12 protein-coding genes are annotated in these 13,256 nt (G+C 72.3%); 6 read left to right on the top strand and 6 right to left on the bottom strand.

Translation table 11 applies throughout. The features are described 5' to 3' along the window. Positions 1 to 166 precede the first annotated feature (166 nt). The 5 genes from ACWGJB_RS05850 to ACWGJB_RS05830 all read right to left on the bottom strand — a co-directional run bounded on the left by ACWGJB_RS05850 (position 167) and on the right by ACWGJB_RS05830 (position 5,687). Positions 167 to 1,018 carry an SGNH/GDSL hydrolase family protein gene (locus ACWGJB_RS05850; protein WP_453378988.1) on the bottom strand — a complete coding sequence of 284 codons (852 nt, stop codon included), beginning with the start codon at positions 1,016 to 1,018 and terminating at the stop codon, positions 167 to 169. Further along, positions 1,015 to 2,220, bottom strand: coding sequence for a glycosyltransferase (locus ACWGJB_RS05845; protein ID WP_453378987.1), 1,206 nt, complete (start codon positions 2,218 to 2,220; stop codon positions 1,015 to 1,017). Before ACWGJB_RS05845 ends, ACWGJB_RS05850 begins: the two co-directional genes overlap by 4 nt. Next, complete coding sequence (locus ACWGJB_RS05840) at positions 2,217 to 3,347, bottom strand: glycosyltransferase family 4 protein (RefSeq protein WP_453378986.1); 1,131 nt, start codon at positions 3,345 to 3,347, stop codon at positions 2,217 to 2,219. Before ACWGJB_RS05840 ends, ACWGJB_RS05845 begins: the two co-directional genes overlap by 4 nt. Positions 3,348 to 3,575: 228 nt before the next feature. Further along, positions 3,576 to 4,994: a HEAT repeat domain-containing protein gene (locus tag ACWGJB_RS05835; protein ID WP_453378985.1), complete on the bottom strand. Its 1,419-nt coding sequence runs from the start codon at positions 4,992 to 4,994 to the stop codon at positions 3,576 to 3,578. Positions 4,995 to 5,294: 300 nt separating this feature from the next. Continuing rightward, positions 5,295 to 5,687 (bottom strand): ankyrin repeat domain-containing protein, encoded by a 393-nt coding sequence (locus ACWGJB_RS05830; RefSeq protein ID WP_450759220.1) that lies wholly within the window; start codon positions 5,685 to 5,687, stop codon positions 5,295 to 5,297. Between the two features lie 343 nt (positions 5,688 to 6,030). Between ACWGJB_RS05830 and ACWGJB_RS05825 the strand changes: the two genes are divergently transcribed. Both ACWGJB_RS05825 and ACWGJB_RS05820 read left to right on the top strand, forming a co-directional pair. Further along, the gene (locus ACWGJB_RS05825; protein WP_089103318.1) at positions 6,031 to 6,225 is read left to right on the top strand and encodes a hypothetical protein; all 195 of its coding nucleotides are present in this window, start codon (positions 6,031 to 6,033) and stop codon (positions 6,223 to 6,225) included. Between the two features lie 40 nt (positions 6,226 to 6,265). After that, positions 6,266 to 7,822, top strand: coding sequence for an ATP-binding protein (locus tag ACWGJB_RS05820; protein ID WP_453378984.1), 1,557 nt, complete (start codon positions 6,266 to 6,268; stop codon positions 7,820 to 7,822). A gap of 265 nt (positions 7,823 to 8,087) precedes the next feature. On the opposite strand, the gene ACWGJB_RS05815 is transcribed toward ACWGJB_RS05820, so the two are convergent. Continuing rightward, positions 8,088 to 9,587: an SCO1417 family MocR-like transcription factor gene (locus tag ACWGJB_RS05815; RefSeq protein ID WP_453378983.1), complete on the bottom strand. Its 1,500-nt coding sequence runs from the start codon at positions 9,585 to 9,587 to the stop codon at positions 8,088 to 8,090. Between the two features lie 64 nt (positions 9,588 to 9,651). Here ACWGJB_RS05815 and yczE point away from each other — a divergent pair, with 64 nt between their 5' ends. From yczE to ACWGJB_RS05795, 4 genes are all read left to right on the top strand, one after another. Further along, positions 9,652 to 10,341 (top strand): membrane protein YczE, encoded by a 690-nt coding sequence (gene yczE / locus ACWGJB_RS05810; RefSeq protein WP_453378982.1) that lies wholly within the window; start codon positions 9,652 to 9,654, stop codon positions 10,339 to 10,341. Next, on the top strand, positions 10,338 to 11,105 hold the full coding sequence (locus ACWGJB_RS05805; protein WP_453378981.1) for a glycerophosphodiester phosphodiesterase: 768 nt from the start codon (positions 10,338 to 10,340) through the stop codon (positions 11,103 to 11,105). Before yczE ends, ACWGJB_RS05805 begins: the two co-directional genes overlap by 4 nt. A 39-nt stretch (positions 11,106 to 11,144) precedes the next feature. Then, a complete protein-coding gene (locus tag ACWGJB_RS05800) occupies positions 11,145 to 12,491 on the top strand; it encodes an MFS transporter (protein ID WP_453378980.1) in 1,347 nt (448 codons plus the stop codon). A gap of 280 nt (positions 12,492 to 12,771) precedes the next feature. After that, positions 12,772 to 13,146: an RNA polymerase-binding protein RbpA gene (locus tag ACWGJB_RS05795; protein WP_010046329.1), complete on the top strand. Its 375-nt coding sequence runs from the start codon at positions 12,772 to 12,774 to the stop codon at positions 13,144 to 13,146. The last annotated feature ends 110 nt before the right edge of the window (positions 13,147 to 13,256 follow it).

Genomic DNA, 13,256 nt, shown 5'->3' with positions numbered 1-13,256 from the left:
GGCCTCGTCCGGCACCGCGGCGCCACCTCCGGCACCGTCCGCCATGCGCCACCTCCGGCACCGTCGCCCGCGCGCCACCTCCGGCACCGTCGCCCGCGCGCCGCGTCCGGCACCGCCCTTCACGCGCCGCATCCGGCGCCCTCGACCGCGTGTGACGTCGTCGTCCTCACGCGGCGTCGGCGGGCCGCTCCGGCGACTGGAGGGCGGCCAGTGCGGCGGACACGGCGGCGGACGCGCTCAGGTCCAGGCGTGCGCTGGTGCCCTTCCGGCGGTGCCGCATCTCGTCGAGGGCCAGCCGCAGCAGCTGGGGCAGCAGGTCGCGGCAGCGCCTGATCACCCAGGCGGTGCCGGCCGTGGCCAGCCAGAACAGACTCGCCTTCTTGGTCGGCGCCGGGAACTCGGGCTCGGGGGACGGCGCCGTCCCCGTCGCCTTGCCCATCGGGGCGAGCAGGGCGTGGAAGCGGACGGCGAGCTGCCGGTGCCCGCGCTCGCACGGGTGCAGCCGGTCCGCGCTCCACATCGCGCGGTCGGTCAGCCAGGCGCCCTCCGCCGCGTGCAGATGGACGGCCCCGTACCGCTCGGACAACGCGTGCACCACCGTGTTGACCGCACGCTGCCGGCGGGCCAGCGGGCGGGCCAGGGCGCCCGGGAGTCCGAGCATCGAGCCGGGGTCGGGCAGACATGCGGTGAGCAGCGTCGCGCCCGATGCGGTGAAGGCCGCGTAGACCTTGTCGAGCCGGGCGGCCACCGCGTGGATGTCGAAGGTGCAGCGCAGGGTGTCGTTGACGCCGATGACGACGGCGACGATGTCGGGGCGCAGGTCCAGTGCGGCCGGGGTCTGGCGTTCCAGCACGTCCCGGGTCTGCGCCCCGCTGACCGCGAGGTTGGTGAAGTCCACGTCCTTCGCGGCGAGTCCGCCGGACAGCAGCGCGGCCCAGCCGCGCCACCCGTCGCCGGCGGGGTCGCCCACGCCCTCGGTCAGCGAGTCCCCCAGCGCCACGAACCGAACCGTTCTCATGCCACGCCCTCCGGCACGACACGACGGATCGGTTCCGTCGTTCCGCTCTCGTCGCGACGGCACAGCACCGGCGCGTCGTGCGCGGCGAGGAAGGCCTCCACGGCCGTTCCCCAGCCGAAGCACTCCGCTCGCGCGCGTGCCACTTCCCGGCGCTCGGTGCCGGGCCGCTCCAGGAGCATCTCCACCGCGTCGGCGAAGGCGTCGCCACGGTCGGCCGCGGTGGCCCCCGCGGACCCGATCACCTCGGGCAGCGCGGAGGAGGCGCTGGCGACCACGGGCGTCCCGCAGGCCATGGCCTCCAGGGCGGCGAGGCCGAAGGTTTCGGCGGGGCCGGGCGCCATGGCCACGTCGGCGGACGCCTGCAGCGCGCCCAGGGTGTCCCGGTCCGAGACGTGCCCGAGGAAGGTCACCGGCAGCCTGCGCTCCCGCGCGCGCTGTTCCAGACGCGCCCGCAGCGGCCCGTCCCCGGCGACGACCAGGACGACCCGGCGGCCGCGCCGGACCAGCGCCTCCACGGCGTCGAGGGCGGTGCCGGGCCGCTTCTCCACGGACAGCCGCGAGCACATGACGAGCAGTGCCTCGTCCTGGCTCGCGTACCGCGCCCGCAGGTCGAGGTCGCGCATCGAGGGGTGGCGGCCCGTCAGGTCGACACCCAGAGGGGCGCGTACGACGTTGCGCGCGCCGATGCGGATGAACTCGCGCTCGGCGAACTCGGTGGTGCACACCACGCGTGCGTACGTGTGCGCCGTGCGGATGTTGAGGGCGTCCGCGGTGCGCCGGGACATGTTCTCGGACATGCCCCAGGTGCGCAGGACGCCGTCGGCGGTCTCGTGGGACACCATCACGGCGGGGATCCGGGCGCGCCGGGCCCAGCGGCCGGTCCAGCGCAGGGTGGTGCGGTCGGACACCTCCAGGCGGTCCGGGGCGAGGTGCTCCAGGAGGGTCTGCACGCGTGTCTTGTCGACGAGGACGCGGTAGCCGCCGGTGCCGGGCAGCACCGGGCCGGGCAGGGTGATGACCCGGCCCTGCTCCTCGACCCGGTCCGAGTAGCGCTCGCCGGGCACGATCAGGACCGATTCGTGACCGGCGGCCACGAAGCCCTTCCCGAGTTCGCGCAGGGCGGTGCGCAGGCCGCCGGAGGACGGGGCGACGAAGTTGGCCAGCCGGACGATGCGCAGGGGTGCTGACGACGAGACGCTCATGCCGCCACCACCGGTCGGCGCGCCGCGAGGACGTCCTCGTAGTGCTGGATCAGCTGATCGCCGACCGCGGCCCAGGTGCGGCCCTCGACGGTCGCCCGGGCGGCGGCGCCGAAGCCGGCCCGCATCGCGGGGTCGGCCACCAGGGAGGCCACGGCCTCGCGGACGGCGCCCGCGTCGCGCGGCGGGACCAGGAACCCGGTGCGGCCGTGGTCGACCAGGTCGATCGGGCCGCCGGCGGCGGGCGCGACCACCGGGACACCGCTGGCCATGGCCTCCTGGACGGTCTGGCAGAACGTCTCGAAGGGGCCGGTGTGCGCGAAGACGTCGAACGAGGCGAAGATCCGCGCGAGGTCGTGCCCGGTGCGGCGGCCGAGGAAGACCGCGCCGGGCAGCGCCTCGGTGAGGTGGGCCTGACTGGGCCCGTCGCCCACGATCACGACCTTGACGCCTTCCAGGCCGCAGACCCCGGCGAGGAGTTCGACCTGCTTCTCGGGGGCGAGGCGGCCGACGTAGCCGACGATGACCTCGCCGTTCGGGGCGATCTCACGGCGCAGCGCCTCGTCGCGGAACTCGGGGCGGAAGCGGACGGTGTCCACGCCGCGCTGCCACAGCTGGACCCGGGGAACCCCGTGCGACTCCAGGTCGCCGATCGAGGCGGTGGACGGAGCGAGGGTGCGGTCGGCGGCGCCATGGACGGACCGTATCCGCCGCCAGGCGGCCGCCTCGCCGGCGCCCACATAGGTCCGGGCATATCCGGCCAGGTCGGTCTGGTAGACGGCGACGGCGGGGATGCCGAGCCGGGCGGCGGCGGCCATGCCGCGGACGCCGAGGATGAAGGGGCTGGCCAGGTGGACGACGTCCGTGCGGTGCTCGATCAGCGCCGCGGCGAGCTTGCGGCTGGGGAGAGCCACGCGGACCTGGGGATAGCCCGGGAGCGGAAGGGAGGGGACGTGGAGGACAGGGCACGGCGCGGCGGCCGGGGCGAGCCTGTTTCCGGGGGCGGGAGCCGGAGCGACGACCAGGGGAGCGTGACCGCGATCGACGAGGTGTCGGGCGGTCTGAAGCGCGCAGTGGGCCACGCCGTTCACATCGGGGGGAAAGGATTCGGTCACGATGACGACACGCATACCGGTGTTGTCGCCGGGCTGGACGTGGCCGCGTCAAAGTGGATCTTTCCGATGGTTAAACGTCCCATGAGCGTTGCCCTGCACACCGGAGCGGGCCAGACCGCGTCCATATCCGACTGGTCCGCCGGTCACCGGTCGTTCACTTGGCGGGCAGTCCTGCGCGAATGGAACGTATGCGGGACCCCCCGTGGTTCCCGAGTTGAAGCCGTGGTCCCCCGTGGCGATGTCTCACACGGCGGGTGTGTCCGGTCCGATACGGCTGCGGACGGCCGTCTGGACCTCGTCCTCCTCGGCGGGGTCGGCGGCGAGCCTGCGGAGCTGTTCGACGACCCGGGCGTCACCGGTCTCGGCGTGCCGGGCGGCGATCTCGCGGGTGGTCTCCTCGCAGTCCCAGAGGCATTCGACGGCGAAGCCGGCGGCGAAGGAGGGATCGGTGGCGGCCAGGGCACGGGCGGCGCGGCCGCGGAGATGGGACGAGGCGGTCTCGCGGTAGACGTGGCGCAGGACGGGCGCGGCGCAGGCGATGCCGAGGCGTCCGGTGCCGTCGACGAGGGTCCACAGGGTCGGCGCGTCCGGGCCTTCGCCGCGGACGGCTTCCCGCAGGGCCGCGAGGACCAGTTCGCTGTCCTGGGCGCCGCCCCGGCAGGCGAGCATCCGTCCGGCGGCGGCGCCGAGGGCGTCGGGCCTGCGGGCCCAGCCGCGGGCGCGGTCGACGGCGGCGATACTGCGCATGCGTTCGAAGGCGTCGACGGCGGCCTCCACGACGGCGGCGGTGCCGTCGATCACCGCGGCCTCGATCAGGCTCAGGGCGTCGGAGTCGTTGCTGTCGGCCAGGTAGCGCAACGCGGTGCAGCGGGCCCCGTCGGTGCCGTCCTTGGCCGCCTGGATGATCTCCGGCCGGTCCTCGGGACCGGCCACGGCGACCAGGCAGCGGGCAGCCGGCACATGGAGGGCCGCACCCCGTTCGACGCCCTGCTGGGCCCATTCGAAGACCGCTCGCACGCTCCACCCCGGACGGGGCCCGGTAGGTCGCATCTGGCGCTGCCAGCGGTCGAAACAGCCGGTTTCCTGTGCGGCACGCACGCGCGTGGCGATCGATTCGCGGGGATCATCGGCCCACAGCCGCCAGGGCCGTGGCTCGAAGGCGTCCCGCACGGCGGCGGCCAGCTCGGCCTCGCCCTCGGTGTCCGTGGTGAAGCGCGCGAGCACCGGCGCGGCCAGGGCGCACAGGCCCGCGTCGTCGTCGCGCAGCGCCAGCTCGTCCAGGGCCCAGGCCCAGTTGGTGCCGGTGGCGGCGTACCTGCGCAGCAGTGCGAGCGCGTCCCGCCTGCCGTAGGAGGCGAGGTGCCCGAGCACGGCCAGCGCGAGGCCGGTGCGGGACTCCTCGGTGTCGAGGACGTCGTCGGGGTCGAAGAGATGCGCCTCGATGGCGTCCAGCTCGCCGTTCAGGTCGAGATAGAGGCGGGCGTAGTACAGGGAGCGGTTCTCCACCTGCCAGTCGTGGCGGGGGTCGCGGAGCACGCAGTGGTTCAGGGCCGCGAGCGCTTCGGCGCGCGGGGCGGTGAGCGCGTGCAGCGTGCCGTCGCCACGGCCCCGCTGGAGCAGGCCGAGCAGCGTACCGCTGGGCGCTATGACCGGATCGAACATGGGAAACAGCCTCACATCAAGCGTCGACGCAACCGGAGAACACGCACTACCTGGCCGCGTGACACAACGTCGGAGCGCCCGCCGTTTCTTGCTTGCTGTAGACCATCTCTCTCTGCCTCTCGTCAGTGGCCCATGCGGGCCGCATCACGGCCCGCGCGGTGCGGCAACACCTGCCCAGCCATCGCGTCCGTGAATCACGACGTCATGATGACTCGGCACTTCGACCTGCCGCGACCGAAATTTCGGCGGCCCTGTACCGCCTCCCCCGTTTTGTGTGTTTTCGCTGGTCGGAAGGGTGGTTCAGTGGATGCCGAACAATTCGAGAAGTTCTGTCTTGCCGAACATCCGCGCGGTGTCGACGGCTGACGGAGTGCCCGCCGCGGGGTCCGCGCCGGCCTCCATGAGCGCCTTGATGACCTCTGTCTCGCCCTTGAAGACCGCTCCGGCGAGTGGGGTCTGGCCTCTGTCGTTGATCCGGTCCGCCTCGGCACCCCGGGCGAGCAGCTCGCGCACCGCGTCGGCGTGCCCGTGATAGGCGGCGAGCATCACGAGGGAGTCGCCACGGTCGTTGGTGAGGTTGGCCGGAACGCCCGCGTCGAGGTACGCCACGAGCGCCTCGGTCCGCCCCTGCCGGGCCAGATCGAAGATCTTGGTCGCCAGCTCCACGACCTCGGGGTCGGGGGCTTCGCTCATCGAACGGACCGCCTCTCCTGTGTTCTGCGGGGACTTCCGTGGACGGGGGGAGCGTACGGCAACGGGCGGGCCGCGCGGCCGTACGAGTGAATCGTCAGCGTACTGGCTTCAGGGCGCACATGACCGAAACCGCCCGAGGTAAAGATCACCGCAGTTCCGCCGGACGATCACCCGGACCCGACCCGGACATCGTCCGACCTGGTCGGCTCGGGTCAGGAATGATCCGCCGACCGAGTGAAATCTGACGAAATTCACTCATTTGCACCTTTAATAGTATGGATACCTGCTGTGATCCTGGAAGAACTCATGGTGACTGTCCCCCTTCGACACCAGGAGATCTCAAATGATCCTCTCCATCTCAGGCGTCATCGTGCTCGGCATCGTCGTCTTCCTCTTCTTCCGCAAGGACGGACTGAAGCCGTCGCACGCCACGGCCTCGGCACTCTTCGGGTTCTACCTCGCCAGCACGGCCATCGCACCGAGCATCAAGGCAGGCGGCGAGAGCCTTGCGAGCCTGCTCGGCGGCATCAAGTTCTGACGACGCCCCTCCCGTCCCTACGCACCTTCAGGAGACAGCAGTGGCCCGGCGCCCTCTCCCCCGCATTCTGAGCAACGGCACCGCGCAGCTCGCCCGGAGCAGGGAGCTGGCCCGGACGGCCGCCGACAACGCCACCGACGTCCTCCATCCGCTCATCACCGTCACGCGCGGACTGGGCCGACTGGCCTCGGCCGGACGGCACAGATGGGCGGAGACACCCAAGGACAAGCGTGGCCCGCTGCTGTTCCTGGTGGCCTCGGTCGTCCTGGTCGTGGCCCTGGTGCCGTACGGACCCCTGCTCGCCGTCATCACCCTGATGGCGGCGAGCGCCTGGCACGGCCGCGACCGCACCCCACCCCCGCCGGAGGGCCCCGACGAGTCGCAGACCCAGCGGCTCCAGTCCCTGTACGAGGCCCTGGTGCCGTACTTCTCGGCCGCCGAGGACCCGGCGCCGTTGTACGCGCACGGCGGGGAGTGGGAGAAGGCCTTCCTCTCCCACGAGTTCGACGACGCCGGCCGGATCGGCCAGCTGTTGATCCGCTACCCCGCGTACTTCCCGGACGGCGAACCCGACGCCCGCGCCCGGATCGAGTACCTGCTCACCGCGAAGTCCGGTCGCGGCCGCGAGTACCACTTCGCGTGGGACGAGGAGGGCAACCGGCTCACGGTGACCGTCCTGGCCCCGCTGCCCACCGACATCGCAGCCCAGCGGTTCGTCACCGCCCCGGGCGAGACGGTCCTCGGCTTCACCGACCCCAGCGAGGTCCAGCGCACCCTCCCGCTCGCGTACGGCGAGGAGCAGCGGGACGTCCCGCCGGTGGTCTGGCGCACCGGCGCCCGCTCCACCGAACCCCATCTGCTGGTCATGGGCCGCCCCGGCAGCGGCACCTCGACCCTGCTGCGCTCCGTCGCCCTGCAGGCCCTCCAGTACGGCGACGTGCTGATCGTCGAGGGTGGCGGCACCGGCGAGTACGCGTGCCTCTCCGGCCGGGACGGGGTCCTCGCCGTGGAGTGCGGTCTCGCCGGGTCGCTGGCCAGCCTCGAATGGGCCGCGCACGAGACGGAACGGCGGCTCATCGCCCTCAACCGCGCACGCCAGGCCGGCCATCCGCCGCCGGACGACTGCCGGCGCCCGCTGTGGATCCTGCTGGACCGCCCCGGCTCCTTCGTCCACCTGGCCTCGGCGAACGGCCACCAGGACCCGCAGGCCCTGCTCCAGACCCCCCTCCGGCACGGCCGCGCGGCGAACGTCACCGTGGTGGTCGCCGAGCACCTCGACAGCACGGACGCGGTGAGCGAGGCGCTACGACAGCACACGCGCGCGCGTGTCGTGCTCGGGCCGGCGCTGCCGGACGAGCTGGAGGCGGCGCTGGGGGCACCGCCGCACACGACGCCATTGGCCCACATGCCGCCGGGCCGGGGCTATGCCCGGCTGGGCCACGGTCCGGTACTGCGGCTCCAGGTGCCGGCCACGCCGGACCCGTACGACGACGCGACGAGCGACGCGGACCGGCAGGCGGTACTGGACCTGTTGCCGCCGCGGAGTGAGCCGACGGAGCAGCCGGTCCCGATGGAGGCGGCGGTCGCCGAGGGCTGAGGCGGGGGTGGGGTCGCTCACCGGCGGTCGCCGAGGGCTGAGGCGGGGGCCGGGTCGCTCACCGGCGCTCGCAGGGTGCCGCCGCGCCCACCCGTGCCGCCTGGGGGGCACCTCTCAGGCCCTTCAGGCACGGGGGGAGGCACGACCGCCCGCAGCTGCACGTGCCCCGTAAGGGGCGCGGGGCTGTATCGGATTCACGGCTACCGCCGCGTGGGCGCGACCAGCCCCCACCCACCCGCAGCCGAACAACCGCCTACGCCTACCCCTACGCCACAAACGTCCTCGGCGCCTCACCCCCGCCGGAGGCGCCGGCCTCCACCAACCGCGCCGCCGCGGCCAGTCGAGCCGCCGCCTCCTCCGCCACCGCTCCCCCCACGGTGAACGGAAGCCGCACATAGCCCTCGAAGGCACCGTCGACCCCGAACCGCGGCCCGGACGGCACCCGCACCCCCACCCGCTCCCCCGCCTCCGCCAGCCGCGAGCCGGACAGTCCGCCCGCCCGGACCCACAACGTCAGCCCGCCCCGCGGGACCTCGAACTCCCAGTTCGGCAGCTCCCGCCGTACCGCGGCCAGCAGATCGTCCCGGTTCTGGCGGGCCTGGATCCGGCGCAGCTCGACCGCATGCTCCCAGCCCCCCGTGCCGAACAGCCAGTTCACCGCCAGCTGCTCCAGCACCGGCGTCCCCAGGTCGGCGTAGGCCCGCGCGGCGACCAGGCTGCGGATGACGTCCGGAGCCGCCCGCACCCACCCGATGCGCATGCCCGCCCAGAACGCCTTGCTGGCGGATCCGACGGTGACCACGGTCGAACCCGCCGGGTCGAAGCCGCAGACCGGGCGGGGCATCTCCACCCCCTCGTCCAGCCAGAGTTCGCTCATCGTCTCGTCGGCGACCAGCACCGTGCCCGCCGAGCGGGCCGCGTCGACCAGCCGGCGACGCTGGTCCTCGTCGGCGAGCGCCCCCGTGGGGTTGTGGAAGTCGGCGACGACATACGCGATCCGGGGCGCCGCCTCCCGCAGGACCTGGCGCCAGCGGTCCATGTCCCAGCCCGTGAGGCCCTCCGCCATCGCCACGGGGACCAGCCGGGCGCCGGCCTCCCGCATCAGCTGGAGGATGTTGGCGTACGAGGGCGACTCGACGGCGATGCGCTCCCCGCGTCCGCCGAAGAGATGGCAGATCGCGTCGATCGCGCCCATCGCACCGGTGGTGACCATGATCTGCTCGGGCATCGTGGGGATCCCGCGCGCGGTGTAGCGCTCCGCGATCATCGCGCGCAGGACCGGAAGCCCGGCCGGGTAGTCGCCGTGCGTGTGGGCGTACGGCGGCAGTTCCTCCAGGGCGCCCTGGACCGCGCGGGTCAGCCAGGGTTCGGGCGCCGGCAGGGCGGCGCAGCCCAGGTCGATCAGCGAGCCGAGGGCCTCGGGCGGCAGTGGTTCGAGGCCGCGGGCGGGCAGCGGGTTGCCTGCCGGGACGGCGGTCCAGCTGCCGGCGCCCCGCCGGGACTCCAGAAACCCCTCCGCGCGCAGCGCCTCGTACGCCGCCGCAACGGTCGTACGGCTGACGGACAGGGCGAGGGCCAGTTCGCGCTCGGCGGGCAGCCGGGCGGCGACCGGGACGCGCCCTTCGAGGACCAGCAGGCGGATACCGTCGGCGAGCGCGCGGTAGGCGGGCGGGCGCCGGGTGCCGGGGCCGGCCGGGCGGTCCTGCTGCGAGTTGAGCAGCCGGCCGAGCTGTGCGGCACCCACCGCCGAGGTCCACTGCGCCATGAGAATCAGTCCACCTTCCCCGAATTGGCCATGGATGGCATTTCCTCCCAAGCCACAGAGTGACATGAACCAGTCCACCATCACCAGCAGGGGGTACCTCTTGTCCACGCGAGGCCGGCTCGGGCGACGGCTGATCCAGCTCTATGCGGGGCTCACCCTGTACGGCGTGAGTTCCGGGCTTCTCGTCGAGGCGGGCCTCGGCCTGGAGCCCTGGGGCGTGCTCCACCAGGGGCTCGCCGAGCACCTCGGGCTGAGCATCGGCACCGTGTCGATATTCGTGGGCGCGGCCGTGCTGCTCCTGTGGATCCCGCTGCGGCAGCGCCCGGGCCTCGGCACGGTCTCCAACGTGTTCGTCATCGGCCTCGCCATGAACGCCACGCTCGCCGTGGTCCCCGGCGCGCACGCGTTCGCCGTGCGGGTTCCGCTGATGGCGGCGGGGATCGTACTCAATGGCGCGGCGACCGGGCTGTACATCGCGGCGAGCTTCGGGCCGGGTCCCCGGGACGGCCTGATGACGGGGCTGCACCGCCGTACCGGACGTTCGATCCGGCTGATCCGGACGGCGATCGAGGTCGCGGTGGTCGCCACGGGATTCGTACTCGGCGGGACCATCGGCGTCGGGACCCTGCTCTACGCCGTCTCCATCGGGCCCCTCGCCCAGCTGTTCCTGAAGGTGTTCGCCGTTCCGGTGGCATCCGCAGGCAGCACGGTCGTTGCCAAGAGGTCATCGGAGCAGGCCATACTTCGCCCGTGAGCACGTTGATACGCCACCCGTACCTGGACCACCCCGGCCCCATCGCCTTCGCCCACCGTGGCGGGGCCGCGGACGGCCTGGAGAACACCGTGGCGCAGTTCCGGCGCGCCGTGGAACTCGGCTACCGGTACATCGAGACCGATGTGCACGCCACGGCGGACGGCAGGCTCGTCGCCTTCCACGACGACACCCTGGACCGGGTCACCGACGGGGCGGGCCGGATCGGCGACCTGCCGTGGCAGGACGTACGGCACGCGCGCGTGGCGGGCCGCGAACCGCTCCCCCTCTTCGAGGAACTCCTCGAAGAATTTCCCGACGTCCGCTGGAACGTGGACGCCAAGGCGGAGCCGGCGCTGCGGCCGCTGCTGGACCTGATCGACCGGACGGACTCCTACGACCGGGTGTGCGTCGGCTCGTTCTCGGAGGCCCGGGTGCTGCGGGCGCAGCGCATCGCCGGACCGCGGTTGGCCACCTCGTTCGGCACCCGCGGCGTGGTCGGGCTGCGGCTGCGCTCCTGGGGGCTGCCCGCCTCGGTGCGCCGGTCGGCGGTCGCCGCGCAGGTACCCGAGTCACAGTCAGGCGTGCCGGTCGTCGACCGCCGCTTCGTCCGCGCCGCCCACGCGCGCGGGTTGCACGTCCACGTGTGGACCATCAACGAACCCGCGCGGATGCACCGGCTCCTGGATCTGGGAGTCGATGGCATCATGACCGATCACATCGACACGTTGCGTGAGGTCATGCAGGACCGCGGCGTCTGGTTCTGAGACGCGCGGCGGCACTGCTGGGGAAAGGCGAGGGCACGGGTGGGCACCGAAACCGTGCGGACGGGGGCCTCGGACGAGGTCACCGAGCTGCGGCGCGAACAGCGCGGCTGGTACTTCTACGACTGGGCGTGCTCGGTCTACTCCACGAGCGTGCTCACCGTGTTCCTCGGCCCGTACCTCACGTCGGTCGCCGGCCACGCGGCCGACGCGGACGGCTATGTGCACCCACTCGGCATCCCGGTCCGCTCGGGCTCCTTCTTCGCCTACTCGGTCTCCCTGTCGGTGATCCTGGCGGTCGTGCTGATGCCCCTGGTGGGCAGCGTGGCCGACCGCACGGGCCGCAAGAAGCAGCTGCTCGGCGCGGCCGCGTACACCGGGGCCGTGGCGACCACGGGCATGTTCTTCCTCGACGGCGACCGCTACCTGCTCGGCGGGCTGCTGCTGATCGTGGCGAACGCGGCCCAGTCCGTCGCCCTGATGCTCTACAACTCCTATCTCCCCCAGATCGCCCCGCCCGAGGAACGCGACACGATCTCCTCCCGGGGCTGGGCCTTCGGCTACGCGGCCGGTTCCCTGGTGCTGATAGCCAACCTGGTCCTGTACTCCGCGCACGACTCCTTCGGCCTCTCCGAGACGGAGGCGGTCCGCATCTGTCTGGCCGCGGCGGGTCTGTGGTGGGGTGTCTTCACCCTCGTACCGCTACGGCGGCTGCGCGACCGGGGCGGCAGGGCGGCCGAGGCGACGGCGCCCGGGCTGCGTCAACTCGCGGCGACCGTCAGGAACATGCGCCGCCATCCGCTCACGCTGTCCTTCCTGCTGGCGTACCTCGTCTACAACGACGGCATCCAGACCGTGATCTCCCAGGCGTCCGTCTACGGCTCCGAGGAGCTCGGGCTCGGCCAGTCGACGCTCATCGGGGCCGTCCTGCTGGTCCAGGTGCTGGCGGTGGCCGGCGCCCTGACGATGGGGCGGCTCGCGAGGAGGTACGGGGCCAAGCGTACGATCCTCGGGTCGCTGGTGGCGTGGACGGTGACACTGGCGGCCGGGTACTTCCTGCCGGCCGAGGCGCCGGTGTGGTTCTTCGTCCTAGCGGCCGGTATCGGTCTCGTCCTCGGCGGCAGCCAGGCCCTGTCCCGCTCCCTGTTCTCGCATCTCGTGCCGCCCGGCAAAGAAGCCGAGTACTTCGCGGCGTACGAGATGAGCGATCGGGGGATGAGCTGGCTGGGACCTCTGCTCTTCGGAATCACCTTCCAGGTCACCGGAAGCTACCGCTCGGCGATCATCTCGCTGGTGGTCTTCTTCGTCATCGGGTTCGCGCTGCTCGCGCGGGTTCCGGTGCGGCAGGCGATCGGTGAGGCCGGCAACCCGGTTCCGCAGAAGGTCTAGCGGAAGATCCAGCAGGAAGATTTAGCGTTCAACGCGGAAGAGCGGTAGTGTACGCGTTTGGCCTGCCAGGCGTACCGTTACTGCGCGTCAAAGATGCAGAAACGCTGGGTGACATCTGTTAGCAGATGTGACAAACCGGGCGCTGGTGGGTACAACAAGGGGCGGCTACGACGGCGACGCATGACCCGGAACGGGAATCTTTACCGCCGACCGGACGTTGACCGGATGACGACGACAGCGACACCTGTCCTGTGGGCGACAAGCCCGGGAGGCACGATTCATGAGTGAGCGAGCTCTTCGCGGTACGCGCCTCGTAGTGACCAGCTACGAGACGGACCGCGGTATCGACCTGGCCCCGCGCCAGGCCGTGGAGTACGCATGCGAGAAGGGGCACCGGTTCGAGATGCCCTTCTCGGTCGAGGCGGAGATCCCGCCGGAGTGGGAGTGCAAGGTCTGCGGGGCCCAGGCACTCCTCGTGGACGGCGACGGCCCTGAAGAGAAGAAGGCCAAGCCCGCGCGTACCCACTGGGACATGCTGATGGAGCGACGCACCCGTGAGGAACTCGAAGAGGTCCTCGAGGAGCGTCTGGCGGTTCTGCGCTCCGGCGCGATGAACATCGCGATTCATCCGAGGGACAGCCGCAAGTCTGCATAGCGACATAACAAAACCGAGGGCGGGGCGCCCGGAGAGTGAGAGCGGGGGCCCGAGGGGTTTGTGTCTGGGGCGGCGCCGGCGGGCCCCGGGAGAGGGCGCCCCCCACGCCG

This window comes from Streptomyces sp. NPDC054813, from assembly GCF_053611365.1.
The sequence above is the reverse complement of the archived record's forward strand: the minus strand, read 5'-3'. Positions and strand labels throughout refer to the sequence as shown.

Bases quoted from the DNA above. Each gene is read 5' to 3' on its own strand.
- ACWGJB_RS05850 (WP_453378988.1), bottom strand. From the start codon at position 1,018: ATGAGAACGGTTCGGTTCGTGGCGCTGGGGGACTCGCTGACCGAGGGC.
- ACWGJB_RS05845 (WP_453378987.1), bottom strand. From the start codon at position 2,220: ATGAGCGTCTCGTCGTCAGCACCCCTGCGCATCGTCCGGCTGGCCAAC.
- ACWGJB_RS05840 (WP_453378986.1), bottom strand. From the start codon at position 3,347: ATGCGTGTCGTCATCGTGACCGAATCCTTTCCCCCCGATGTGAACGGC.
- ACWGJB_RS05835 (WP_453378985.1), bottom strand. From the start codon at position 4,994: ATGTTCGATCCGGTCATAGCGCCCAGCGGTACGCTGCTCGGCCTGCTC.
- ACWGJB_RS05830 (WP_450759220.1), bottom strand. From the start codon at position 5,687: ATGAGCGAAGCCCCCGACCCCGAGGTCGTGGAGCTGGCGACCAAGATC.
- ACWGJB_RS05825 (WP_089103318.1), top strand. From the start codon at position 6,031: ATGATCCTCTCCATCTCAGGCGTCATCGTGCTCGGCATCGTCGTCTTC.
- ACWGJB_RS05815 (WP_453378983.1), bottom strand. From the start codon at position 9,587: ATGGCGCAGTGGACCTCGGCGGTGGGTGCCGCACAGCTCGGCCGGCTG.
- yczE (WP_453378982.1), top strand. From the start codon at position 9,652: ATGAACCAGTCCACCATCACCAGCAGGGGGTACCTCTTGTCCACGCGA.
- ACWGJB_RS05795 (WP_010046329.1), top strand. From the start codon at position 12,772: ATGAGTGAGCGAGCTCTTCGCGGTACGCGCCTCGTAGTGACCAGCTAC.